Annotated in this window: 23 protein-coding genes and 1 tRNA gene; 12 read left to right on the top strand and 12 right to left on the bottom strand. The window is 41.9% G+C overall.

All coding sequences use genetic code 11. From position 1 onward, the window contains the following. Positions 1–13 precede the first annotated feature (13 nt). Entirely contained in the window at positions 14–2134 is a 2121-nt protein-coding gene (locus JW872_00675) for a Zn-dependent oligopeptidase (GenBank protein MBN1549154.1), read from the top strand. A gap of 19 nt (positions 2135–2153) precedes the next feature. Here JW872_00675 and JW872_00670 read toward each other — a convergent pair whose 3' ends face one another. Next, positions 2154–2765, bottom strand: a complete 612-nt coding sequence (locus tag JW872_00670; protein MBN1549153.1) for a hypothetical protein — start codon at positions 2763–2765, stop codon at positions 2154–2156. 146 nt (positions 2766–2911) lie between these two features. Between JW872_00670 and JW872_00665 the strand changes: the two genes are divergently transcribed. Both JW872_00665 and JW872_00660 read left to right on the top strand, forming a co-directional pair. Beyond that, complete coding sequence (locus tag JW872_00665) at positions 2912–3511, top strand: hypothetical protein (GenBank protein ID MBN1549152.1); 600 nt, start codon at positions 2912–2914, stop codon at positions 3509–3511. After that, the gene (locus JW872_00660; GenBank protein MBN1549151.1) at positions 3508–7071 is read left to right on the top strand and encodes a mechanosensitive ion channel; all 3564 of its coding nucleotides are present in this window, start codon (positions 3508–3510) and stop codon (positions 7069–7071) included. The genes JW872_00665 and JW872_00660 overlap by 4 nt, the downstream gene beginning before the upstream one ends. A 48-nt stretch (positions 7072–7119) precedes the next feature. Here JW872_00660 and JW872_00655 read toward each other — a convergent pair whose 3' ends face one another. The 6 genes from JW872_00655 to JW872_00630 form a co-directional block, all read right to left on the bottom strand. Continuing rightward, positions 7120–7326 (bottom strand): hypothetical protein, encoded by a 207-nt coding sequence (locus tag JW872_00655; protein ID MBN1549150.1) that lies wholly within the window; start codon positions 7324–7326, stop codon positions 7120–7122. A gap of 87 nt (positions 7327–7413) precedes the next feature. Then, positions 7414–7974: a hypothetical protein gene (locus JW872_00650; GenBank protein ID MBN1549149.1), complete on the bottom strand. Its 561-nt coding sequence runs from the start codon at positions 7972–7974 to the stop codon at positions 7414–7416. Next, positions 7971–8645 carry an N-acetylmuramoyl-L-alanine amidase gene (locus JW872_00645; GenBank protein ID MBN1549148.1) on the bottom strand — a complete coding sequence of 225 codons (675 nt, stop codon included), beginning with the start codon at positions 8643–8645 and terminating at the stop codon, positions 7971–7973. Before JW872_00645 ends, JW872_00650 begins: the two co-directional genes overlap by 4 nt. Next, a complete protein-coding gene (locus JW872_00640; protein ID MBN1549147.1) occupies positions 8636–10819 on the bottom strand; it encodes an ATP-dependent RecD-like DNA helicase in 2184 nt (727 codons plus the stop codon). The genes JW872_00645 and JW872_00640 overlap by 10 nt, the downstream gene beginning before the upstream one ends. Before the next feature lie 9 nt (positions 10820–10828). After that, positions 10829–11518, bottom strand: coding sequence for a hypothetical protein (locus JW872_00635; protein MBN1549146.1), 690 nt, complete (start codon positions 11516–11518; stop codon positions 10829–10831). Between the two features lie 24 nt (positions 11519–11542). Further along, positions 11543–13294 (bottom strand): hypothetical protein, encoded by a 1752-nt coding sequence (locus JW872_00630; GenBank protein ID MBN1549145.1) that lies wholly within the window; start codon positions 13292–13294, stop codon positions 11543–11545. A gap of 261 nt (positions 13295–13555) precedes the next feature. Between JW872_00630 and JW872_00625 the strand changes: the two genes are divergently transcribed. From JW872_00625 to JW872_00595, 7 genes are all read left to right on the top strand, one after another. After that, complete coding sequence (locus tag JW872_00625; GenBank protein MBN1549144.1) at positions 13556–14278, top strand: deoxynucleoside kinase; 723 nt, start codon at positions 13556–13558, stop codon at positions 14276–14278. A gap of 24 nt (positions 14279–14302) precedes the next feature. After that, complete coding sequence (gene atpE, locus JW872_00620; protein MBN1549143.1) at positions 14303–14557, top strand: ATP synthase F0 subunit C; 255 nt, start codon at positions 14303–14305, stop codon at positions 14555–14557. A gap of 18 nt (positions 14558–14575) precedes the next feature. Beyond that, positions 14576–14938 (top strand): hypothetical protein, encoded by a 363-nt coding sequence (locus tag JW872_00615; GenBank protein MBN1549142.1) that lies wholly within the window; start codon positions 14576–14578, stop codon positions 14936–14938. Beyond that, the gene (locus JW872_00610; GenBank protein MBN1549141.1) at positions 14928–15431 is read left to right on the top strand and encodes a hypothetical protein; all 504 of its coding nucleotides are present in this window, start codon (positions 14928–14930) and stop codon (positions 15429–15431) included. The genes JW872_00615 and JW872_00610 overlap by 11 nt, the downstream gene beginning before the upstream one ends. Continuing rightward, positions 15431–15982 (top strand): ATP synthase F1 subunit delta, encoded by a 552-nt coding sequence (gene atpH, locus JW872_00605; protein MBN1549140.1) that lies wholly within the window; start codon positions 15431–15433, stop codon positions 15980–15982. Before JW872_00610 ends, atpH begins: the two co-directional genes overlap by 1 nt. Beyond that, on the top strand, positions 15982–17505 hold the full coding sequence (locus JW872_00600) for a F0F1 ATP synthase subunit alpha (protein ID MBN1549139.1): 1524 nt from the start codon (positions 15982–15984) through the stop codon (positions 17503–17505). The genes atpH and JW872_00600 overlap by 1 nt, the downstream gene beginning before the upstream one ends. 43 nt (positions 17506–17548) lie before the next feature. Continuing rightward, positions 17549–17625, top strand: a tRNA-Arg gene (locus JW872_00595). A 200-nt stretch (positions 17626–17825) separates the two neighbouring features. Here the strand turns inward: JW872_00595 and JW872_00590 are convergent. Continuing rightward, positions 17826–18650 carry a hypothetical protein gene (locus JW872_00590; protein ID MBN1549138.1) on the bottom strand — a complete coding sequence of 275 codons (825 nt, stop codon included), beginning with the start codon at positions 18648–18650 and terminating at the stop codon, positions 17826–17828. A gap of 145 nt (positions 18651–18795) precedes the next feature. On the opposite strand from JW872_00590, the gene JW872_00585 reads away from it, so the two are divergent. Together JW872_00585 and JW872_00580 are read left to right on the top strand one after the other, a co-directional pair. Beyond that, complete coding sequence (locus JW872_00585) at positions 18796–22092, top strand: leucine-rich repeat domain-containing protein (protein MBN1549137.1); 3297 nt, start codon at positions 18796–18798, stop codon at positions 22090–22092. 108 nt (positions 22093–22200) lie between these two features. Continuing rightward, positions 22201–23214 (top strand): hypothetical protein, encoded by a 1014-nt coding sequence (locus tag JW872_00580; GenBank protein MBN1549136.1) that lies wholly within the window; start codon positions 22201–22203, stop codon positions 23212–23214. On the opposite strand, the gene JW872_00575 is transcribed toward JW872_00580, so the two are convergent. From JW872_00575 to JW872_00560, 4 genes are all read right to left on the bottom strand, one after another. Continuing rightward, positions 23211–23690, bottom strand: coding sequence for a hypothetical protein (locus JW872_00575; GenBank protein MBN1549135.1), 480 nt, complete (start codon positions 23688–23690; stop codon positions 23211–23213). The genes JW872_00580 and JW872_00575 overlap by 4 nt on opposite strands. 55 nt (positions 23691–23745) lie before the next feature. After that, positions 23746–23949, bottom strand: coding sequence for a hypothetical protein (locus tag JW872_00570; protein MBN1549134.1), 204 nt, complete (start codon positions 23947–23949; stop codon positions 23746–23748). Positions 23950–24060: 111 nt separating this feature from the next. Further along, positions 24061–24432: a hypothetical protein gene (locus tag JW872_00565; GenBank protein MBN1549133.1), complete on the bottom strand. Its 372-nt coding sequence runs from the start codon at positions 24430–24432 to the stop codon at positions 24061–24063. A gap of 1 nt (position 24433) precedes the next feature. Then, a partial coding sequence (locus JW872_00560; GenBank protein MBN1549132.1) for an EndoU domain-containing protein occupies positions 24434–25907 on the bottom strand: 1474 nt, incomplete at its 5' end.

Raw genomic sequence — 25907 nt, 5'->3', positions numbered from 1 at the left:
GAAAGGGAATGTCGTGAAACGATGGTGGATGGTGGTATGGTTGTTGGGATTTAGCCTTTTATCTTATTGTAAGGATATGAGTGGTATGAAACAGATTACTTCTTTGATGGATGTTGTTGACCTATTTCCAAAGACAGTTATCGAAATACAACAAATTTCTCATACGGCACAAGAGACAGCGCAGAAGGGTATTGCGTCATTGATTGCCCATGATGCTTCCGAACGAACATTTGAAAATACTGCGCTTACCTACGATAGAATAGTAGCCGCCTTTTCATGTTCTGCCCACCGTATTTATATGATTCAAGAGGTTAGCCCTGATGTAGATCTTCGCACTGCGGCGCATCAGGAAATAGAGAAACTCGATCAATGTGGTATCGATTTGTTTAGTACCAATTACGAGCTCTTTTGCGCGTTTAAAGCTTATATTGAAGGTAATGCAATTACTGAACAGCTTTCATCGGAGCAGCGCTACTTCTTACAAGAAATTATGAAGGGATTTCAATCACAGGGTCTCAATCTTCCCCAGCAAGAACGAGCAGAAGTTGTGCGAATTAGCAAAGATCTCAGTGCGATCAGTCTTTTATTCCAGAAAAATATCAATGAGGGAAAACGAGAAGTCAGTGTACAACGTGAAGAATTAGCAGGTATAGATGATGACTTTATTGCATCGCTCAAGAGAGATGAACAGGGAAACTATATTCTTGGCACAGATTATCCCACATATTTTATGATAATGGATCATTGCTCAATCGGTGAAACACGCAGAAAGTTATATCTTGCATTTAATCAAAAGGCATATCCTGAAAATATGTCAGTGCTTCATGATCTTATTGCGCAACGTGATGAAAAAGCGCGTCTGCTTGGATTTGCTAGTTATGCAGACTATGCGTTCGAACATCAAATGGTAAAAACAGTTTCACGTGCAGAAAGATTTATTAGTGAGCTGGTTGAAAAAGTGCGTACGAAGGCTGATCAAGAGCATGAGATGCTTATAAATCATCTTCCCGATGGAGTTGCTCTTACAGACGATGGTAAATTGAAGCCATGGGATTTGAGCTATGTCATGAATCAGTATAAAGAATCAGAGTATGCTCTCGATGATCGTATTGTATCTGAGTACTTCCCTACCGATTATACCTTGAAGGGTATGCTTTCTATTTATGAAACTTTTTTAGGAATACAGTTCAAAGAACATCAGCATGTTGGTGTATGGCATGATGATGTGGTTGTTCTTGAGGCATGCGATGCCGTGAGTGGTATGACGCTTGGTTATATTGTGTTGGATTTATATCCACGAGATAACAAGTATGGGCATGCCGCAATGTTTGATATTGTGGACACGATAACATTGTCCGACGGAACACGATTTCCTTCTGTAAGCGTAGTAGTTGCTAACTTTCCTCGTGCGACGGCAACAAGGCCTTCCTTATTGAAGCATAGCGATGTGACGACGTTTTTCCACGAGTTTGGTCATGCTATTCATCATCTATGTGGTAGTCCACAATTAGCATCGTTTTCTGGCACGAATGTGAAGGATGACTTTGTTGAGCTCCCTTCACAGTTATTTGAGGAATGGATGTGGGACCTGGGAATGCTCAAGAAGGTGAGTCGCCATTATGAAACAGGGGAACCTCTGCCTGATAGGCTTCTGAATACCATGATTGAGCTTAAAAACCTAACACGGGGATACCAAGTCATTCGTCAGATGTTTTTCGCCAAATTATCTCTTGAGTATTTCAAAGCGGGGAATAATAAAGATACTGATCTCATAACGCGGACCTTACATAACATTTTCTTCGCGCATAATTATTTTGAGCCTAATGCTCATTTTCAGGCATCATTTGGTCATTTGAGCTCGGGAAACTATGGCCCTAAATATTATGGCTATATGTGGTCCAAGGTTTTTGCATTGGATATTTTCTCGGTTATTCGTGAACATGGCCTACTTAATCCAGCTATAGGAAAAAAGTATCGTGAAGAGATTCTTCAGCCAGGAGGTAGTGTGGATCCTAATGAGTTGCTTGTAAGGTTCTTAGGTAGAGATCCTAATCAAGAAGCCTTTTTAGCTGACATGGGGCTTCATTCAAATAAAAGAAGTCCCTTAAAACAAGAGACTTCCTTGGCAAGATAAATGTTGTGTACTGGTTCGTTTACAACAGTTTATTAAGATCGACAGTTGCCTCATCAGCTACTGCTTCCTCAGATGTGTCTTCTGTGCCACCAAAGTCGGCTACATCTTCTTCAGTGAAGGCTTCTTCTTCCTCGTCGGGGGCGATGCTTGATGATGGTGACAAATCAGTTGGTGTTGGTGGCGTCATTTCCTGGGTTGGAGTTATTGTATCCATCGTACCAGACATATATTTTTGGAGCGCTTTCCAGATCATCATAAGGCGTTGCTCAATAGCATCAAGTCGGTCCATGAACTGGGATGAAGCATCTGCGATTCGAGGTTCAGGTCTATCCTCTGGTGAGTCTATGATAGGCATTGATGGCATTGGTTCTGTTTCGGCTGGTTTAATTTCCTCCATAGGTGGAGCTTCAGGTATAGCTAATGGTGACATAGGTGATTGAGCCGTTTTAAGATCAGTTGCAGGCATTGTTTTCTGAGGCATAGCGGCTTCTGGCTCTTTGACCATATTGGTTTTTGGGGTGCCAGTGGTCTGCAATGATGTTGTTACCATTTGACCATTTTTATCTGCATAACTTTGTACTGCTATGACAGCAATGACAAGTGCAATGACTGCGATATGATTAACCTTCATGACTACTCTCCCTCTCTGGTGTTTCATATTTCTATTAAATTACCATATGTAATCTTTGGTATGCAATGATATTGCGAGAAAGTATGTTATAATATACGGTGCACAAGTTATTTTTTAGTATTTTGTCTACTTAGCAGTGTGGTGTTGTGAAATCGCAGGGTATTGTGCTCAAAAATTATTATCCGAAGCGATATGTTATCAGAGTGCTTGATCAGGATCGTGGAGTTTTAGAGGTCCTTTTGGAGGATCATAGAGCATTCAGACGTGTTTTTCATGGAGCTTTATTGCAGTATGTTTTTGATGAAAATCGCAGAAATATTAGAATAGGGTCGGTAAACATTATCGATATACCATTTTCGTGGGCTCGGCAGGACATTGCATTTCTGCACCACTTGATAGAGTTGGTCTATTATGGTGTGTTGTGTGGCGTTGTTATGCGGGGGGTTTATGACTTGTTTCTTGCATTGTATCAAGAACAGCATCATCCATTTACTGATTTTTTGAAGAAAAGTATTATCGCAAGATTTTTTATTGTTATTGGTGTTCATCCTGAAGGGATGCTTGAAGCGCAAATTTTTAATTTATTAGAACATGAACCTATTGACGTTTCTGGAAGCACAGGAATAGATTTAAAAGCGATGCATTCTCTGGATAGGTTTCTTGCACAATGTCTTGAAATGCATCCTGAAGCTTCGAAACTTAAGACGACGCGTGCTGTGCGTCATATCTATGGAGACTTTTTGTGAAGATTAAAGCGATCGTAGTCTCACTCATGCTTTTTACACAAGTATATCAATGTGATGCTGGTAATTTAGCCAAGGGAATCCTTGAGTCAGCAGGGTTTTTAAAGGGAAAGTCAGATGGAGATCAGCAAATCTATTTGACATTTGGATCGCTGGAGGGGAAACAGCGTTCTCTTGAAGATTTGAAAAAAGAATACGAAAAAACGAAAGATTCTGTATCAATACTACAAAATGATCTTGATGAAAAAATTAAAGCATTAGATAAGCAGCTTGATGCAGTCGATCAATCGCTTAAAAAAGCGGTAGATGTTGATCCCATATTTTTACAAAAACAACAATCGATTTTGCGTGAACATAAAAAAGTTCTTGTTGATATCAAGACTACTCATAAAGAGGTGCTAGCGCAGTTGGAAGAGCAAATCAAATTGCTCGAAGATTATCTTAAGGATCCAGCTTTTGAATCATTGTCTGTAGGCGTGAAAAGTGTTTATTCATTTGAACATCTACAAAACATCTATGATCAGCTCGTTGATACGGAAGAAACAATTCGCAAGCTAGATGATAGCTCGCATGGCCTTGATCTACAGCTAGAAAGTTTGCGACACAAAAAAGATGAATATCAGGCAGCCCTGACCGATAAGCAGCGTTTGCGTGAAGAGTTGGTCCAACAATCCGGCGAAAAAAGTGATGGTCTTAATATTAAGCAGCAAGGTGAATTAATTGATGCAGGGTTGGCACTTTTGAAGGACCAGCGCGAACTTGTTGATAAGCGCATGCAAGAGGTACAGCGCAAAAAGGTACTTATTGCTATTAAGAGATCTGTTGAACAGGAAAAGCGTAAATTTTTTGACGATGAACGCGCCATGGTGCGTCGTGTATTGCGTGTCGAAGATACTGATGTGCGTGATGTGCGCACTGAGTATGAGGAGACAAGACACAAATACGAAGTCGCCAAAGAAGATTATATGCGAGAGCGGGAATCGCTCGTAGCAGAGCAGGAAAGGGTCAAAGAGATTGTGCGTACACAGGCTGCGGATCTGGGTGTATCTCTCAGTGGTGCAACAGGTATACGGAATCTGGTTATTGATCCTAAAACTATCGAAGAATCGCTTACCCTCTACAAGTTGCTTGGGAATCAGGAGCGCGTGGTACTGCTTGGTAAAAAAATAGAACTGATTGATGCTCATGTGCAGTTTGAAGACATAAAGCGGCAGCGTGCTGAGACTTTGATCGGGGTTGTTGATGCTTGGAACAAGATTACTATGCGGTTGTTTCGATCTGATGAAGAAGTTGACCAGGATCTAAAAGCGTTCCAAAAACTTGATGCGCGCTTTAAGCGTGAACAGGCACAAGTATCCGAAAAGCGTGATGGTGTAACCAATGCACTCAATACACGTAATAAAGATTTGGAGATTCTATCACAGCTTGAAGTGTCGTTAAATACGGCATCCTTATTTAAAAAGTCAAAGAGCGATTATAACAAAGCAAAAGCTTTGATTGATGAAGCACAAGGATTTATACGCGAACATACCGAGGTCAGTGGCAAGTTGCTTGAGGTCTATTCATCGATCTTGGGAACATGTGATATTATTCAAAGACAAATTTCTATTATTGTGAATGAGCTGAAATCGCTTCGCATGAGACCAGCACACGCAATTTCATGGGAAGGTGTGAAAAATATTCTCCCTGATTTAACAGTCTTTAAAAGCAATTTTGTTAGATACACAGGGGTCTTTGCGCAGAGTTTAACGATTACTAATTTTGCAAAACGTATGCGCGCATTCGGGTATTTTCATCTCTTTATTTTACTCATGCGTTTAATGTTGATTGGCCTGATATATGTAGGTTTACGGTGGGGCATTCCGCGACTACGTTCCTATGCGTCATTGGTATCTCGTGGTACAGGATTATGGTTTATTGGCAGTCGCATAGGCATCATGTTGCTTGATTTTTTTGATCGGAATTTTATTGGTATTTTTGTGTGGGGTATAATCTATTTTTTGCTGCGTGCTGATACTATTCAGGACACATTTATTAAGGTACTTTTTTATCTCGGATCTATTCCCTATTTGATGTTCCTTACGTCAAAACTATTGCAGTATTTTACTCAATTTGATCGTGAACAAGAATATCAATTTTTGAGTGAAACTGTGCATCAAAAAGTGCGACAGCTTGCATCCATTGTATTCTATTCGTCCATTGGGATTTTTTTCTTTCGAGAAGCATTCATGCTGCTCACGTACAACAAATCAGAACTTCCTACTATTTTGCTTGCAGTCTACTCAATTATCATTCGCTTGGTCTTAATATCTTTAGTATCCAAAGAGGATATTTTAGAGCTGATTCCAACAACGCATAAAGTCTGGCTATGGCTTAGAAGGCAGGTGGAGGATAATTATTATGCGATCTATGGCATTCTCGTTGCGCTGATTATTTTGAGTGAGCCACATATTGGCTATGGAAGTTATATATCATATGTATTGTGGGGAATCATTGCGACCGCAATTCTTATGCGTTTTTTGCTTTGGTTACATTTTTATGTTCGTGATGTCTCTTCTCGTCTCTTTTTTATCAGGGAAGGTGAGATTCTGCGGGAACGGTTTGCGTATTCAAAATCTGCGTATGGCCTATTCATTATTTTAACGTTTATCGGCTTTGGACTGCTCCTGCTTATGCTTGGTGCTCGTGCATGGGGATATGCCTTTACGTTCCAAGACCTCTATCAGTGGCTGCAAACATCAGTATTTGTTGTGCATGAAGGTACAACGATGCGGCGTGATATTACCATTCTTTCTTTTATGGAAGTCTTGGTATTTATTTTTTCAAGTTTTATTGTCTCATATCTTTTTAACCGTTTTGTTTTAAAGCGAACATTTACGCTCTTAATGGTTGAACCGGGCGTGCAGTACACTCTTTCTACTATTTCACACTATTTTATTGTGTTGTTGGTGATGCTCCTTGGTTTCCAACGTGTTGGACTAGGTAGTATCGTTGCGTATGCGTTTGCAACGTTATTCTTCGGTTTAGCATGGTCTATGAAAGATTATGCTAACGATTTTGTATCATACTTTATTATTCTTGTGCAACGACCATTCAAGATTGGTGATTTTGTAAACTTGAATCCAACAACTCAAGGAATCATTAGGAAGATTACGCCTCGATCGGTGATTCTCCGTAGTAAAAATAGTGTTACAGTGCTTGTTCCTAATTCACAAGTAGTAAAGGGCGAGATTAGGAACTGGAACTACTCTCGTGGGTTTAGTGCATTTGACGACATTCTAATTGCTGTTCCATATGATATTGATCCTGATCACGTCAAAATATTGATCTTCCGTGTACTCGATCTAAATGTTGATATTCTTAAAAATCCTCGTCCAATTGTGCGCCTTGACTCTTTCGGTGCAGACGGGTTTGTCTTTATGATACGAGGTTTCCATAGTACGGATAATGTTTTAAATCGTTATGATATAGCAAGTGATGTTCGCTTTGGAATTACCAGGGCATTCAGAGCAGAAGGTATTCCGCTTATGCCTGTCTTCAATCTTATCAAGAAAATCTACTAAAAATAAAGTTGGGGAGGAACTCCTCCCCAATCCCTTACATAGGTTTGTTTATGATCGACTGATAAGGCGTTGGATTTTTTTGTCATACCCAGCCATGGTGATGCCATACCAGATCATGCCAGCTGCTACTAACACGATAATGATATTGAGTCCCCTTATAAGATCGAGAGCATAAAGCAGGAGTACTGCCCCTGCTGCAATCATCATGTTGCCCTGGTTGGTCGGGCTCATTTTGCTGAAAAAGTTTTGGATCATCTTATTTCTCCTTTGTATTCACGTATACCTTTCCTCTTTATAAAATCTTAGTCTGAGAAAACATCCCGCTAAAGATCAAGAGTCTTTTTATGAAGTCATAGTTTGTTCTTGCAGAAATCCTGATAGAGGCCATGGTTTTGAGAAATCTAGATGATAATCTTTGAGAGGTTGATGATGTACCAAGAGACGGATTGATGTGAAGGTAAAGCCATTTTCTCGAATAGTTTTAAGCAGTGTTTCAATCCATATCCATTTCGTATGTACTGATGCTTGATCATCAAATGGAGAGCGATCTAAAGAGATATATGCTTCCTGCTGAGTATGAGAGATAACCACAGATTGAACTGAGGCCTTTTTCTTCATAAGACCTTCTTCATCCATGAATGTAAACCAGGTATCCAACAAATGTTTTAGTGAGCGCTGGATATTCTCGGGCCAGATAATAGTTGTGGTTTCAGAATGCCACCCATTTTTTTTATAATACCACAGGGAAACTTTATTTTTTTTGATTGCAATTTGTGCATCATTTCGAAAAGTTGCCGTTTTTTGTGGAAGGCGCACAATGATCCATTGTTGCATCAGCCCGTAATATACCATACCAGCTACGCCTGCACACACCATGATGATCATGAGTGTTTTTATTTTCATGCGCTCCCTTTTTGTAGGAGCGGTCCAAGGCTTGCAACGATTGGTTCAAGATAAATGGACCAATCGCGTTTTGATTTCAAACTTGCTTCTAATGCGAGTGCAGGCGCTCGAACTCCAATGAGAGGTTTAAATGGTAAACCAGCTATTTCATGCATTGTGAAGAGCTTCTTATACTTTTGTTGATTCAAATTATTAAAAAGAGTCTGAGCCCATGACTGGGTAGTTTTTATGGAAATAAGGTGAGCCTGGTCATACGGATAAAATGAGAGGCGACGTGTGGTATTCCAACGATCGGTAACTGGATTATAGATAAAATAGTACAAATACATTTGTGGATGTTCTTTGACATCTTCATAAAAGTGAATGCTGAGATAGAGATCAACATTGAGACGATTGGCAAAGTTCGCATTTTGAAGCGGTTCAATAGTTTCTCCTGGTACGCGACTCAGAATAACTCGAATCGATTGATAGGTTGCTTCGAGTTCATGTTTCAATGCTTCGGCAAATTGTAAAGTGATTCCGCGCTCAAACGAGTCGCCAACAATACGTCCTGTATTTTGTGCATCACCCGCAGGGTCAAGCATGATAGAGAATGGTTTGATAGAGCGGGCATTAAGGTGAAAGATGGATAAGACTGTGCAGCAAATGGCGAGAAAATTTTTTAGCGACATTCTACATCTTCACTCAGCATCACCCGTAAAAATGTGATGCGTTTTTGTTGATTTAATTTTTTTACTGCCATGGCAATGGCTTTTGTTTGCCCTACGAGTATACATAGTTTTTTAGCTCGTGTGATTGCAGTATAAATCAAATTTCTCTGGAGTAACGCATAATGTTGAGTAAAGATAGGAATGATAACTGCATCGTATTCCGAGCCCTGGCTTTTATGAATGGTTATTGCGTATGATAGTACCAGTTCATCAAGATCATTACGTTCATAGGTGACCAAGAGCGTATCATAAAATCGTACGATAAGAGATTGATCTTCAGGGTCGATCGATTCGATATAACCCATGTCGCCATTAAATACATGTTTGTCGTAATTATTTTTGATTTGCATAACTCGATCTCCCTCATGGAATGTCGAACCTGCATAAGCAACGGTAGTTCCCCGCGGTGGATTTAAAAGCTCTTGGACATGCATATTAAGTACTTGAGTTCCGACACTACCCCGATTCATAGGAACCAGTACTTGTGTTTGCTCTGGAGTGATATGATGGCGCTTGATCTCAGATCTATATATGCGTTCTATATGATTCATGATATGAGAGGGATCATTTTCTCTAACAAATAAAAAGTCCTTTCTGCTTTCTGGAATACGTGTTGTGGGAAATTCTCCCGCATTCACTCGGTGCGCGTTAACCACAATCATACTATTTTGTGCCTGGCGAAAAATATGTCGTAGCTGGATAGTAGTTATTTTATTACTGGAAATTAAGTCTCTTAGTACATTACCTGCACCTACCGATGGTAACTGGTCAATATCACCAATCAACACTAAATGTGCATTGAGTGGTAGTGCTTTGCTGACTGCATGGGCTAAAAAGATATCGATCATTGAAGCTTCATCAACAATAAGCAATTTCGTTTTCAGAGCATTATGCTCGTTTTGACGAAAGCTCATAGAAGACGGATCAAAATCGAGTAATCTGTGTAGAGTCATAGCATGGCGGCCTGTTCCTTCTTGCATGCGCTTTGCTGCGCGTCCTGTTGGCGCTGCAAGTTGATACGAGATTCCGTTAATATCAGCGACATCAAGTAATTGGCGAATCAGTGTGGTTTTACCTGTTCCTGGGCCGCCAGTGACGATGGTGATTTTATTTTGGAGACAGGCCATGATCCCGCGTTGTTGTTCTTCGTTAAGGGCATGGCTCTTAGATGTATTCTCGCGAAGGTGATTATAGATATCTGTTGGATTACAGAAGATTCCTGAGTCATGCTCCAGGATTGTTCTTAGCCGCATTGCACAGCCATGTTCTGAGTAATAGTACCCAGAGAGTGTTATGTAGTGTTTGGCGTCATAGGAGAGGACTTTGATTTTTTCTTCGTGATGTAGTGCATGTAGCGCGTACTTGATAAGTTTTGCGTGCTCATCAAGGTTCAGGTCAAGAAGCTTACAGGTTGCTTGCTTTAGTTCGTTGACTTCAACATAGAGATGCCCGTCATCAACTGCGCGACTGATGGCGTACAATATGCCTGCTTTTGCCCGCTGTGTTGATGTTGGTTCAAATCCCATGTTGTTTGCAATTTTATCAGCAAGCTTGAACCCGATTCCCCAGATATCGTAGGCAAGTCGATACGGATTTTCATTTAATAGGGCGATGGATTCATTTCCGTATTTTTTAAATATCTTGGTGGCATATGTTGCCGATATTCCTTTGTCCTGTAGGAAAACCATAATGGCAGAGATTGCCTTATGTTCGAGCCATGCTTCTTTAATCGATTGAATGCGTGCAGGACCAATGCCTGGGAGATCTCTAAGTCGTTCAGGATCAGCATCAATGATTTTAAGAATCTCAGTGCCAAAATGATCAACAAGCTTTTCTGCAAAATGTTTACCTATACCACGTATTAGTCCTGAGCCGAGATACTTTTTTAAGCCAAGAGCTGATGAAGGGAGATCAATAGAGCATGAATCGATAGTGAATTGCTTGCCGAATTTTGGATGTATCGTCCAAATACCGTGAAGCTTTACTTTTTGTCCAACTGCGATTGCGGGAACCATGCCTGTTGCAGTAGCGATCAACGACGAGGTAACACGCAGTGTAAATACCGCGTATCCAGTTTCACTGTTGGAGAACAGAATTTTTTCTATAGTTCCATGAAGTTGTTCACAGGTGCTCATATTCCTTCGTTACGACTTGTTTGCTGCCTTAGTATATTCGGCTTTATGTTCTAAAAATTCTTGAAATGCTTTGGGACAACTTGATGCCATATCGGTAAGAAACTGTCGTAGGTCACCAAGAAACTCATTGAGGATAGTGTTGCTTGTAGCCATTTCTCTGAAAGCTTCAATTTCTTTATCGGCTACTTTGGCCCACTCAAGTAATAATGTATCGTCTCGATGCCGGCGGGATGCCCATTCTTCGATCAGTTCCACAATGAATCGTTTTGTAAGACGAATCTGTTGGACAAAGCCTCCAGCTTTCCTAATGAAGTCCTCTTTTACTTCTGCAAGCGGATGTCTGAGCTCATTGATTTCTGCTAGAACTGAGTCATGGTCTTTCCATGGATCCCTTAGATCTTCTTGAAGCCGACTCTCATGTTCTGCTAACTCTCTGAGTGTGCATGGGATACCACGATGTCGATATCGTTTTACTACAGCTGAAGTTTTTCTATTTTGCATGCCGTCTTGCATGATGCGAATCTCGTTGATGAGCCACAGATAATCATGCATATCTTTTCCGCAGATCCCTGCATTTGCACTTCCAATACGCATACCATCAAGTAGTCGAATAATGTCATTGTCAAAAAAGGGCTTTGTCGTTGTCGTAGTGTAAAGTCCTAGAAGGATTGTAAATGTTATAAGGGATTTTTGTACCATCCCATTCTCCTCAGGATTAAGAGATTACCAAGTCACGACTAAACCGCCTGCTACGGTGAAATCCTTCCCAATTCCAGAACTGAATGCAGTTGTTTCAGCATTAAGAAACAAGCGAGTCGTTGCATTACCAACTGTGGTATCGTAAGCAAAACCACCTAAAAATTTCAACTGTTTTGCTGATGGCCGACGTCCGCGTTCAATTTCATAATTTGCAATGCCCGTGCTATTCATGTCAATGAAGCGGAAACTTTCTCGTCCCTGAAGCCAATAATCAGTGCCGAGCTTAAACTTCCAGTTGCCATGGACATGATCAACTATACTGGTGATTTTCAACTGAGCACCTGGTGTTACGCGTACAAGAAAATCGTTAGGGAATACCATATCCAACAATCTTTGATTCAAAAAACTCATGTTGTCATCAGCAATTGTTTCATCATCACTTGCAAAGTCTCGCCCGTCAAATTCTGAAATATCAACCTTTTTTAGAAAATAACGACGGTGAGTTCCTGGTAATAGAGCTTCAAAGGCTAAACGATTATACCAGTGCGTATCTTTATTAAAGTGGACTGTTGGCTCTATGAAAATACCAAGACCAAAGTGGCCGCCATTTCCGAGCCCGGTATTTAGGAGCATGTCATCAAGGCGCTCAATGGCGGATGTTCCAATATCTTTGAGCTCGCGAACAAGGGCTACCTCTGGATTTGCATCGGCTCGTTGAAAAAATTCTGATAGATCGAATGTAGGACGCTTCGGGGGAATTTTACGGGCAGTGCTCCACACATTATGTTGTAAGGTAATGGCGGTTGGAAAGGTGAACTCAGGTCCGAGCGCAAATTGATATTTCTCGGTGTCGGCAACCTTATACCCAATACTAAGTCTGCTATCTCCAAATCCTATTTTATCACGGATTGCATATTCACGGACAAATGGATTTTTAATAACCTCCATCAAAGAAGCATCCGGAGTTTCGGTTGTCTGTGGGAAAAACTCACTGATATCATCTTTGAGCCTCGTTATGTCTTTTGACGATGCAGTGACATTTCGTTCCCGGTATAAGAATGGAATTTTTAGATTGAAGATGAGTTGGGTGACGTAGTTAAGATTGTTGAATGGTGCAAGTAGCTCAAACATGACACCTACGCGTCGATCTTCAACGCGGATATTTTTTAATAATGCGAATTTTTGTTGAATATCTGTTTCAAAATATTCTTCTTCAATGCCGATAGTATTCGTGAAAAAGTCACGGCACGTTTCTATTTCCAATGTTCTGTTAAAGGAGTTTTGGAGAGCTTGTGTAAAAGTACTGTGGTTGATTGCAAGGTAAGAACCAATACCGTTATTTTGTTCAGTAAAATAGTTTTTTCGTGTGTGGTTATAAAAAAAATGGCCCTTAAGGGTCATACTTTTTTTATCAGAGAGTGGTGTGTAAAAAATAGGGTTATCAAGTATATTGCGTTCATTCAGGGGATAGGTATGGCAGAATAGGCTATGCTTGAAAATCTCAACCATGCCACATTCGTTCATGACTGGTATGAGGATATAGGCTGGGTTTGGATTGCTACGTAATGGACCTACACCAAGATCCTCTTCATCGAGATTACCTAGATAGTCTGCAAAAGGGTCTTCTAGCTCAAAGGGGTCACCCTCAATCTCACGGTTCGGTCCAAAAAAATCATCCTCAAATGCAGCATTAGAATCTGGAAGCATTGGCTGAGTGCTGGTGAGTAAACAGAGACTAAACCAAGCAAAAAACAGCCTTTTTTTGGTTAAGAACATGCAGCCACTTCCATTTTTTGTATAAACTTTTTTTATCTCTTAGGGTCAGGTTTCAAATAGCAACCATGTTCGTTGCCAAACCTGAGATGGATTTCTAGCTTCAGGTCCTTCACTATACCGGATTTTGTTTCTAATGACAAAAGCCCGGCATTCAGAAATAGCCCCCCAGGTAAAGAAAAATTCGATTTTTAAAGCTTAAGGGAGTATGCTACCTCCCTGACAGATTCTGGGAAGTATCAAGAGCCGACATAAGGGAGATGTATGGACTCAAATAAAGCTAAAACGCTCATTTTAGAAGGAAACGTAGGGGCAGGGAAGTCAACCTTTTTGGGAATCATTGGCAAGTATCTTGATGTGCAGCTTGTCTATGAGCCACATGAGAAGTGGCAGAATCTTGGGACAGGGGATAATTTGCTTGATAAGTTCTATAATGATACCAAGCGTTGGGCTTATACCTTTCAGACTTATGCATTTGTGACGAGAGTTCTTGAGCAAGAAGAGCAGGCCTTGAAGCGACCCGGAGGCGTCCAAGTTTTAGAGCGATCTGTTTTTTCGGATCGCTATTGTTTTGCCCGGAACTGTTACGAAATGGGTGTTATGTCTCCTCTTGAGTGGCGTTTGTATCAAGAATGGTTTTCGTGGCTTGTTGATCGCTATGTTACTAAGCCAGTTGGTTTTATTTACTTAAAGACGTCTCCTGAGGTATGTTACCAACGAATGTGTAAGCGTAATCGTTCAGAAGAGTCGAGTGTTTCGCTTAATTATTTGAAGATGCTGCATGCAAAACATGAAGAGTGGCTTGTTACCAAAAAAGGCATTGCAAACTATTTACGTGATATACCCGTGCTTGTTTTGGAATGCAATAAAGAATTTGAGCAAGATGAGCAAGAGCAAGAACGACATATGAATTGTATCATTGATTTTTTTGATCTTGTTCCAGGAATAACGCTTGAGCGACATCCTGAAAAAGAAATTGTATTTTGATGCTTCTGTATGAAAGGATGAATAATGGATAATCTAATGACGATACAATACGCAAAAATGGCAGCCTATTTTGGTGCTGCGTTTGCTATTGCTATTGGAACCATAGGTCCATCTGTTTCGCAGGGACTTATTGGCGTTAAAGGTCTTGAAACAATAAGCAAGTTCCCAGAAAGTGCAGGACAGATTAGAACGTCTATGCTACTTGCACTAGGTATTGTTGAAACTGCGAGTGTGTTCTCTCTGGTGATTGCGATTATGCTTATTTTTTATAGTCGATAAAACAGTTATCGTGTTGGCATGACGATTAATTTTACTTTATTTATACAGATGTTCCATTTCTGGATGGGGTATCTCATTGTCCGTTTTTTAATTGTTAAGCCTATTATTCCGTTGATTCTCAAAGAAGAAGAAGAGGTTGCTGTTCTGAAGCATGACATTGATGCGCACAGCAAAGATGTTGAGCTAAAAGAACAACGAAAAAAGTATGATTGGGACGTGTTTGAGCTGTCATTTAAAGAGCTGTATCCCACAGTTGAAGTAGAGCCTCGTTCATTCCGCAGCGTCCCCCTTCCTGATGAGCATGTTACAGAAGACAAAAAAATAAAGACAAGAGAGGTTTTGGTTGCTGCCTTGACCGAAAGGTTGCGTCATGTTGAGTAATGAATCTCTTATGACTTTTCTTTTTAAGATTGCCAACCTTGCCATCTTAGTGGGAACACTCGTCTACCTTGTCAAAAACTATCTTCTAGACACAATGAGAGAGGGGATCAAATCGCATAAGAAACAGGTCAGGTTGCTTGAAGTAGAGCAGTTACGTCTTATCGAGCAAAGCGCTCACATTGAACATGACATTACACAGCAGCAGGCATATGGAAGTTCCCTGATCGAGAATATAGAAAAATGGAGTAATGCGGAAAAAATAAAAAGAAAACTGTTGATTCAGGCTCATACAGAACATGAGAAACGTCTTCTTGACAAGCGCAAGGTTCAGTCGGAATATCGCGTTCAAGAGGGTGCAGAGCAAGAGGTAATTACTGCAGCACTACACGATGCTGAACAGCTTCTTAAACAATATTTTATGCATCGAAATCCTAATGCAGCATTTGTGGGAGAAATTGTTGAAAAGCTAAAAACTCGCTCAGGGAAACAGTGATGGATATAGGTGATACAATTCTGGCAAAGAGATATGCCTGTGCATTTGTCAATGTTGCGGGTGATGCTCTGGGTAAGGATGATATTCAGGTTCTCGCGGGAATAAGTGCTATGTTGAATAAACAGCGTGGTATTTTATTTTTTCTTACCTTACCATTGATGAATGCTCAAGTGGTTGAAAGAGCTTTGTGTGCATTATTCGATCACTGTTCTGTGGGTGAATTATTAAAAAAAATTACGCTCTTACTTATACAACATAAGCGGGTGATTTTACTTCCTGATGTGTTGCGATACATTGAGCTTTTGTGTAAAGATAAAGCGTGTTGTAAGACATTTACTATTACTAGTTCTGATGAATTATCTGATCAACAACTGCGTGATATAGTAGTATACCTAGAGCGTGAGACAGCACACAAGGTGTTGTATACACATTCGGTGGATAAGGGGTTAATTGCAGGGCTTCGATTACAAAGTGATACTCTCTTGTGGGAATATTCGGTAAAAAAGAATATTGAAACTATCCGACGGTCGATGATTGATACAGGAGACTAATGGATTTAAAAAGTACGGACCTCATCTCATTGTTTGAAAAATCACTCACAGGTCTCTCCAAGGAACGACTGGAAGAGGTCGGGATTGTGATCCAGGTTGGTGATAATATTTGTCGTCTTTATGGCTTAACCAATGTTGTGTTTGGTGAGCTTATTGCATTTGAGGGTGGCAATAAAGGTATAGTAATGAGCCTAGAAGAAGAATATGTTTCTGTATTCTTGCTTTATAACACTATACCTGTTGCCGAATCAGAACTTGCCAAGCGTACTGGTGGTGTTTTTCAGACGCAGGTTGGAAATCAACTTTTAGGACGCGTTATTAATGCTCTTGGAAAACCTCTCGATGGATTAGGAGAATTAAAAACAAAAGAGTTGCGCGCTGTTGAAGCACACATTCCGGGTGTAATTGAACGAAGTCCCGTGAATGAATCGCTGGAAACAGGAATTCTTGCCATTGATGCATTGGTTCCTATTGGCAAGGGGCAACGTGAATTGATTATTGGAAATCGTAGCACTGGTAAGACATCGATTGCCCTTAATACGATTATTCATCAAAAAGGTAAGAATGTTATTTGTATCTACGTTTCCATCGGGCAACGAAAAGCAAATCTTGCGCGATTGGTTAATTCGCTTGAGGAGCATGACGCATTAAAATATACCGTTGTGATTAATGCTGATGCAAGCGAGGCTGTATTAAATCAATATATGGTACCGTACGTCGGATGCACGGTTTCTGAATATTTTCGTGATCAAGGTGAAGATGTCCTAGTTATTTATGATGATTTGAGTAATCATGCAATTGCATATCGAGAAATGTCACTACTCTTGCGACGTTCACCAGGCCGTGAAGCATATCCAGGTGATATTTTTTATCTTCACTCGCGCCTACTTGAGCGTGCTGGGAAATTAGCAGCTGGCGGATCTATTACAGCATTGCCGATTGTGACGATTCAAAGTGATGATATTACTGCATACATTCCAACCAACTTAATTTCGATTACTGATGGGCAGCTTTTCTTGGATACCCAGCTCTTTAACCAAGGCATTCGACCAGCTGTTAACGCAGAGCTTTCGGTGTCTCGTGTTGGTGGTGCAGCGCAGACAAATGCGATCAAAAAAGTGACACAGGCTTTGCGACTCGAACTTGCGCAATATCATGAGCTGTTAGACTTTTCGCAGTTTGGCACAGAGCTTGATCCTGTTTCCCAGCGTCGGCTTCGTCGGGGTGCGTTGGTCATTGAATTGCTCAAGCAACCTGAATTTGTAGGCTATACGTTTGTTGAGCAGACACTGATGTTATTCCTCTTACAGGCAGATTTCTTGGATGATGTTGATTTTTCTGATGTGCATGAGTTTGCTATTCAATTTGTGAGCTATACAAGCGCAGTTTATCCAAAGACCGTGTCTGAAATTGAGGAAACTGCAGACTTGACCCAAGAAACCCGTAATAGACTTCAAACAATTGCGAAAGAGTTCAGTAAGCTCTTTGTCCGTAAATCTCCTGGCAAGCGGCGGCGTCAATAGGATTTTGAGGCAAAGTTGGTTATACTCCAAAAATATCCCTTAGGTGCCCGTAGCTCAGTTGGATAGAGCGACGGACTTCTAATCCGTAGGCCGCAGGTTCGAATCCTGCCGGGCACACCAGGAACAGATCGAGGCTTTCAGCCAAGTATAAAATACGTGCACAAATCAGTAGGTTGGAATATTAACAATGTCCAAACTCAACCAATCAAAGTATTGAAAATAACGACGATCAATAAACATAGGTTCACAATCTGCTCAACCGTTCATGTGTGATGTGTGAGTAGATTGGTAATCTAGTGCGCAAGGTTACTCGCGATTATCTAACGAGAGATATCCGAATCGTCACTGGCGGCGCTGCCACTTGCGCTGCGGTTGCGACCTTCGTCGGCACCCTGCTCTTGCATGCGACGAATTCTCTCTTGATCAATTCTCCGTTGTATTTCTTCCCAGTACACCAAATGATGAGATATCTTTCCCTCAAAGGGCCAGGAGAGAGGCCTTTCTTCGGTGTAGAGTGGCTGTAGGTACTCAGGTTGCCAGTCTTCACGGAGCTCTCCGGACGGTTTAATACCATAGCGCAAAGACGCTAGCAGATAGCCGCTCTGCAAGCTTAATGAATCAGCTGTAACGTGCATACATGATTGATAGTCACGATCAAACCTATTTCTTAACTGTAACTTGTTGATTTGACGAGCCAGCCATCCTTCTGACCCTTGATATTTACCCCAAGTAAAAACATTAACCCTTTCGCTGAGGGACCATACCTGTAGCTTAAGGCGATAAGCCAGGCTCGATGTTTTGTAGGAATCTGTCTGGCGAAATTGGTTTAATAACGCGTTTGCTGGGCGGTAGGGGTAGTAACGATCATTATTGAGTCCACCCGCTAATTTTATGGCATGTTGCAGTAATCTAATCCTGTGGTGAAGCCGTGTTATTTCATCAGGATTTCCTATTGCATCTCTGAAAAGAACCCGCAGCTCTTCGAGCTCTTCTTCCGCTGGGAAGAGAAACGCTTTGTAGTTCTCTACAACCTCCTCTTCTGTGGCTGGCTTTGGATGTGGAGGATCCCACACCACTGGTTGAGCGCTTACCTGTAAACTTGCTGCGGCTACTAAAGATGCCACGCATAATGATGTGATTTTCATGATTGTCTCCTGACGGTTTATCTTTCTCTGCGTCACTCAGTATACTTCGGCCTGGGTGAAAGGGTAAATGGGTACTCTTGTCTTGTCCTCTCTGCATATAGTAGGTTTGCCTTAGTCCTAGTAAAGATGGTAAGGAGAAGTGTGTATGAGTAAGAAGTTTCCTGTGATATTGATGATTACCTTGGGGTGTGGTCAGGCTGTAGCTTTAGAGTGGCTGTGGCCATGGAGGTCAACTGAGCCACAGCCCGTTACCATTATCAATAGAGATGATGCTACACAGTCATTTCAAGTCGATCCTATTTGGTCCGATGCATATCCAAGATTATTCGCAGCTGAAGGGGGCAAGGTTGAGTTATCGGGAACGGTTTATGAGTTATTTTATAGAGCCAGAGGGCAGGGGCAGGCGTATCGACAAATCGAGGAATTGATACGTAATTCTCAGATTGACATTCAGGTTGCATCTGCAGGAGATCTGTTGGCAGAAGCAGTTCGTTGGGGCCTCAAGTGGCCTACAAATTTACTGGCTGGAAGTGAAGCATATTTTTCCTACATCTCAACAAAAGAAGCATTAGATACTCAAGATATCAGTTCGCTTCTGAAAGTGTGGCCAACTGTGAGAATCGAACTTTTCTCGCACCTCGAGCCTAGATTGCAGCAGGCATTTTGGTTGAGCGAACAATATATGGAACATGTTTATCAAGCGGTCCACGGAGAAATTGCTGATATGACAGGTGATAGGTATGGCTTGTTGCAGCCGTTACCACAAGAGGTGCAAGATGAGCTGCTGAATATGCCGTGGGAATTGCAAGCCCAGTTTTTTGATGTTTACCAAGAGTATTCGCGGAATCGTGTTCAGACTGATGCTGAATGGTATGACTATGAAAGGCCGCAGGATGGGGAGCGCCTCGATGAACTGATCAATGTTACCGTTGAACAAGCAGCAAGTGGTAGCCGCAAAAGCATTTCTCTTGCATCGCTCAGAGACATTTATACCTTTTTTGATAAGACCGAAGATTTTGTATCTCGCACCATGGTTGTTCAGGAAGATGGTACGGTCGTGTACCGGATAGATGCTCGTGGAGGAGTTGGGGATATTGTGTTTGACAATTTGGCGGCGCTTGCCAGCATGGCTACGACTCGTATGAGCAGTCTTTCTGGTGACGATCCTAACTTTTCAGATCTACTTGAAGTCTCCTTCAGACTGGGAATTGAAGATTTCCAGATTCGGCGCAATCTATTCAGCAGACAAGATGTTCGAGATGTTATGTTTGCTGAAGATGCAATATGGGCACAAGAATATATTATTGCATTTCTAAACGATTCGCTGGATCAAGTAACAGGAGTTGAGAACGAAGCGACTCAGAAAGACTTGTTTCAAGATGAGACGTTTCTTGAGTGCTTCAGGCAGTATCACAACGTTATGCTTGCACGAGCTGAAGATACTCATATGTCACCAGACGACAGGAATGAGGTCCTGGATAAGTTATTGGGGGGAGATGTTGCCGAGTCGGCGCGTGAAACCCTTAAGCAATCCATGCGAGAACGCTATCGTACGTTTTTGGATTTTCAGCCACGTGACATAGTGGTTCAGTTTGATGGTGCTGGAGTGAAACTATCTGAGTATAGGGCACAAGGATCACAGCGTATTTTGAATGCTCATGAAGAACAACCGGGAAAAACAGTTCAGGTTGATGTGGCGGAGGACTTGGGCATGATGATTCTCGGGCTCGCAATGCATGCCAATGAGGATGCGCAGTATAAGCGTTTTATTGTCCAAGAACTCGGCGATTTTCCTGCGCCAGACGACCAGACATGGCAGGATTGGTTTAGACAGAAGATTAGAGATCTTGTACAAAAAGCTCGTGTCACTGTCATTGAGTACATGCCTATTGCCATAGAGGCTGTGGGTGGTGTTGCGGCACTACGAGATCTCTTTCAGATGCAGCCGGTTGAAGCTGCAAAAAAAGCTGGTGTTGCATGGATAGGTGCAAACGTGTTTTCGTGGGTGCAACGAAGATTCTTCCCACAAGATTATACCCCAGAGGTTGCACGTGCTTGGATCCTGGGCATTAGTAATATGGAACCAGAGTGGTTCATTAACGTTTTTGGCGGTCGCGTCTTTGTTTCAAAACTTGGCAACTCACTTGAGTTATGGAGTAACAGTGATGACAGTCTTCAAATAAGCCATGAATTCAATGGTCTTTCTCTCGCTGTGCAGCGTGAGATTGCGCGCGAATATTATAAATGGCAACGAAGCCGAGGAAAGACGCATCAGGAAAGTTTGTTTAATTATGCCATTGATTACGGGTTAAGCGTCAATGATCTTGTAGACCGTCGCTTACCTGCAGCGGAAGCCGATGCGCCAGATACTATAGGACGGCTATACGCTGAGGCTGCCGATGGCACAAAAACATTGGATCTATCAGGACAATTACTTTCGAGTACAGAGGGTTTTATGAGATTGGCAACTGATGGCAAAATTCCGCTTCAACGTATCACCGTAGTAAATTGCTCAGACAACATGTTGCGAAATCTCAGAGAGATTCCTGTGGATCAAATGACCTCAGTGCGAACGTTGAATCTTAACAATAATGGTATAGAGACTTTCGATACAAATTTTGTTGATTCATTACCGCCATCACTTGTTCGGCTTGATCTTTCAGAAAATCAATTACGCTATGTAAGTGAAGAGGCGTTTGGCAGATTGCTAACAAGATGTCCGCAATTAAGTAACATTGTATTAGATGGAAATAATCTTACTCAAAGTGTCTTTGATACGATGAACGGCGTTGTACGGCTACAAGAGGGACAACGAGTTCTCGAGATCATAGGGGCAAGGACACAGCGAGAGCTGGGATTAGTGGATAGATTCTTGCGTGCGCTCAAGAACTTTGCCAATGCGATTTCAGATGCATTTCCAAGTCGTACGACACAAGTACGGATTGCTGAAGACCAAACGCGTACGAGTGTGCGTCAACGTTATCCTTCTGGAGATATTGCTTTAGATGCTCCGGAGCGAGAACCGCTTTTAGGTGCTACTGAAACGATGGAAGATGGCGTAGACGCTGTTGAGGCAGGCGTACCGGGGCTTGCAGTAGATGCAGCCGTGGCAACGCAGGAAGATTTGCGTGCAGCAGGTATCGATGCTGCTCAAGTTGCAGACATGATTTCCTTTGAAGATGACGTGTATCGTAATCGTATCGTAGAAGAGACGTCTGAAGTTTTTGATCAACGGCTTGCGCAAGAAGAGGCGGAGCTGGTTCAGCAAAAAGTACAAAGGTTTCAGGAGATTGAGCAAGCGGTTACAGAGGGAAAAATCAGCAGAGAAAGGGCAGATCAAGAACATGAACGAGTTGATGAAGAAGCTCGGCGTCGTGAAGATGAAATGCGCGCACGTCATGATCGTGAGCGGGAAATGCGTTCTGAAGAAAGGGTGTTGTAGCTTAGATATTAATTCGCTGTGTTGGACATAAATGGGATTGATTTTGTCTCATTAGTGAGAATCGATATACTGTGGTCTTGATACTACAACATGTAGGGGATATCGACCATGAGATTTCACTTTATTTTCTATGTTTTCTTTTCAGTCGTTGGATTAATTTTTTGTGATGAGCAATCTGAGCAAGAACAGAGGAAAGAAGATGAGGCGAATGAACAGGATAAACCATTTGAATTTAACAAGGAAGAATGGTGGCAGAGGTTTCAGGAAGAATGGAAGAGAATTCCGGATCGGTATGAAGTAGTCATAGATGAAGAGACGGTTCGTCGCCTGTGCAAACGAGATACCATGCATGACCGGTGGCGATCCTATGGGTGTGACGAGCTTCATCATGATAATGCTTCTTATAGAGAGCCTGATAGGTGGCCATTGAGAAGTTTTGTTCCAAGAAATGCTGGCGTAGAGTGGGCATCGCCTGGAGATGCGCTTATCGCGCTGTATACGATTGATGAAATTTGCAATCTCTCATTTCCACGAGTTCTTGAAGGAGAGTTTGATGTTACGTTTGAGATTGATGGGCATCGTCTGGGTATCATCGATCTTGTCTATGCGATCATTATGGTTTTTGATGGAGCCGCAAAAAACCAAGAGTATGACGCTCGCGATATAGTGCAAGAAGCATTCGATGAGAGCGACATGCAACGTTCGGCAAATCGGTATCGAGTTATTCTGGATTATCTTCTTGAACGAGGATACAAGCTATCGCCTTTACATGGTCTCAGTTATGGAGAGGTTTTTGAGGCTATGTTTGTGATGGATGCAATACGCAGTTACAACGGTTCAGTGTTTATATCGCTCTGTACCCTTGCACAAAGAGGTATTCACAAGAAACATACTATTGTTGTTCGATACGGCGGCGCAGAAATAACGCCACTTGGATTTGCGCAATTTAAAATGTATGAAGCAGCCGATTTGATTTTAGGATTTGTCCGACATGTGCTTAAGGCGTGGATTTGCAGGAGTTGGGTAGATCCATTTGTGTCAGGACAACTTATCAGGAAGCACCGGCAGGCGAGCGACGTTGTTCGCATACTATCTGGTGAACATCCATATTGGACGCTTTAGCTTAACTTTGCCGTAGCCAATGATGCACAGATAAATCCAGCAATATGAGCCGCATTATTTGGCTTAATACGCATTTGTAGGCAGTAGTTATCTTGCCACTCAATAAACTTTCTCCATGGTACTAGCAATAGAAGGAGTTGCAGTCCTGTCAGTTGGTATGAGTTATTTTTTTCAACCCCCTGAATTTTAAGATACAGCTTTTTCGCGAGGCCATAGCAACCTGCTCCAATGAGGTATCGCCAGAATGCCTGCCATGTTTGCTCAACAAAGTTGATAGGTCGTGCAACAACTGGGGGTTGTTTATAAAAGGATGTAACGAGATTGTCGACTAGGGTTTCAGATCGCATGACTTCATTGGGATCAATATGCTTAAGATGGCTATAAGACACTAGCTCATCTTCGCGATCAAAGTCAGATGCGGTTGCTGTATGTACATAGACTGCAGTAACGACAAAAAGTAGCGGAAGCGATTTCATGGGTTCTCCTCAGTTGTTCTTAATAGTCCATAAGGTACTGTGTGTCGATAAGACGTCAAGGGGAAGGGTTGCGACCTTCGAGTCTGATTTCATCACCATCCTTGATGATGATCTCTTGTGGTTGCTCTGAGAGCAGGCGATCCCATGTTTCCAAAATACGAATAAACTGAACGGTGGGGAGAATAATTGCCTTGTCAGGAGTGTCGAGTTTTTGATATTTTGGATCGTAACCCCAGTATCTAGGTGCAACAGCTTCCATGTCTGATGCAGCTTCGAATATTTTTTCGGTGACTTGTACGGGAGCTCTTTCTGCAGCTTCTATGAGGGGAGCAATTTTGGGGTATGCCTCATTTTTTCTGATATTTGTAAATTAGTCTCTTCCTTCGAGGGTTATTTTATCTCCGTCTTGAGTAATCACAATTTCTCTGTGATTTTCCTGTAGTAGCTGCTCCCATTTCTCGAGAATAGCAATAAAAGCTTCCGCACTGCTTGTGAATACCTCTTTGTCCCATTTGCAATCTAAATCGGTCTTAATTCGTATGGTTGTCTTGTTTTTTTCAAAGCTTAGGTCTCCTGGCCCTTGTCCTTGACTTGTGTTTTCATCTGAGAGAGCAATCTTGTAGTAGCTGTCGATATTGTCTGTTTGAGTAACCGATGTCAAAAAATAAGCGAGAGTTGCAAGATGGTTGAAAGCAGAATCTATGGTTAATGATTTCGTGCAAATGATTGCTTGATAAATCATGTTATCCTTTATTGAAACGCGGATATGCTGTGAAAAGTGTTTCACCATTATGTGCGACTTCGATTTCGATTCCATAGGAGGTCATGACTCTGTCTGTAGGAAATTTTTTGACACGAGATGCAAGTTTGCTTTGCACGTTCTGTATTGCCTCTAGACATTGCTCACGAGTCCAAGATTCAGGGAAGAATGTCTTCCCATGAGATAAAGTTCCAGTCCTGACTTCCAAAATATCTGCCATGATGACGCCCTGTTTATCAACCATTTTATTTGTCAGTTTTATGATGCCTAAGTCCTCTAACACTAGAGCAGATTGATAAAAGTGGCCACCATTATATCTGCCTCCCATGCGAATTTCGGGTTCAAGGATGTGGCGTATAACTCTTTCTCCAAGAGGTCGTCCCATTTTGCCTGATAAATTATTCAAGGCGGCTACTTCCGCATTGGGCATGGCCATTAGTTCTAGTGTGTTTTGAATTTTGCGAAATAACTTTAGAGATTTATATGTGAACGGTGTTGGCTTTTGATATTTTGGATCGTAACCCCAATATCCAGGTGCAACGGTTTCCATTTCTGACGCAACTTCGAATATTTTTTGTGCGAGCTGCTCTTCTTCTACAGCTTCTATGATGGGAGCAATGTGTCTGAAAAAAGATTGTCGTATATGAGTTCCTGTTGTTTTCATAAAGCGCCCCCCTGAACTATAGAGTTTCATGTCACATCCAAGTGACGTAAGGAACCGGAACCATTGTTTTGAGTTCATCTGTGAGAGGTGTACGAGTGTCTTATGGAGCGGCTCCAACTCTTGTCTGTAAAACGCTGCAATTGATTCGATGTCTGGTACGACTCCAGGGACCCAGGTGTCTTCTATTTCGGCCTGTATAGCTAATACCCTCATGGTGCGCGCGATGATATTACCAGTAGCTTCCAAGACTTCTTGTGGGTGTGTTATGGCATAGGCAAGTCGCTCTACAGAGTCGAAAGGCCCGTGTGCTCCCTGTCCTAGAAAGTCTATGCCTTCTACAACGGCGTGCTCCCATTGTTCAACAAATGCAGTATCAGCAATGATGCCGTGTTGTTGAGCAATCTCTGCAAGTTGTCTTACTGAATAACGACCCACTTCTTTCATGGCGATAATATGCCAATCGAGGGCTTTGTGTGCATACGAACATATTTCTAGGAGAATATTGGTTTTGTTGAGATCACCGTGTTCATTATGGAGTCGAGCTCGATCTGCGGTGGTGAGAATATGGGCCGTTGTATCTTGGATCATGGCATTGCCATTATGTTGGTAGCGCATATCTGCAACGGCGTGTACAAGCGCCATGAGCTCTTTATGATTGAGTTGTTGTAGTTCGTTGCCAGCACATACACGGTATGCCTCTGGGTCAAATCCCATTTCATTGAGCGCGTATAAGACATTTCGTGGGAGTTGATGATAGACCACCGTTCCTTCACAAAAATTACCGTTCATTGAT

Source organism: Candidatus Babeliales bacterium, assembly GCA_016929235.1.
Taxonomy (GTDB): Bacteria; Babelota; Babeliae; order Babelales; family JABCYS01; genus JAFGJD01.
Note: the sequence above shows the minus strand (reverse complement) of the source record. Positions and strands in the feature narration are given on the sequence as shown.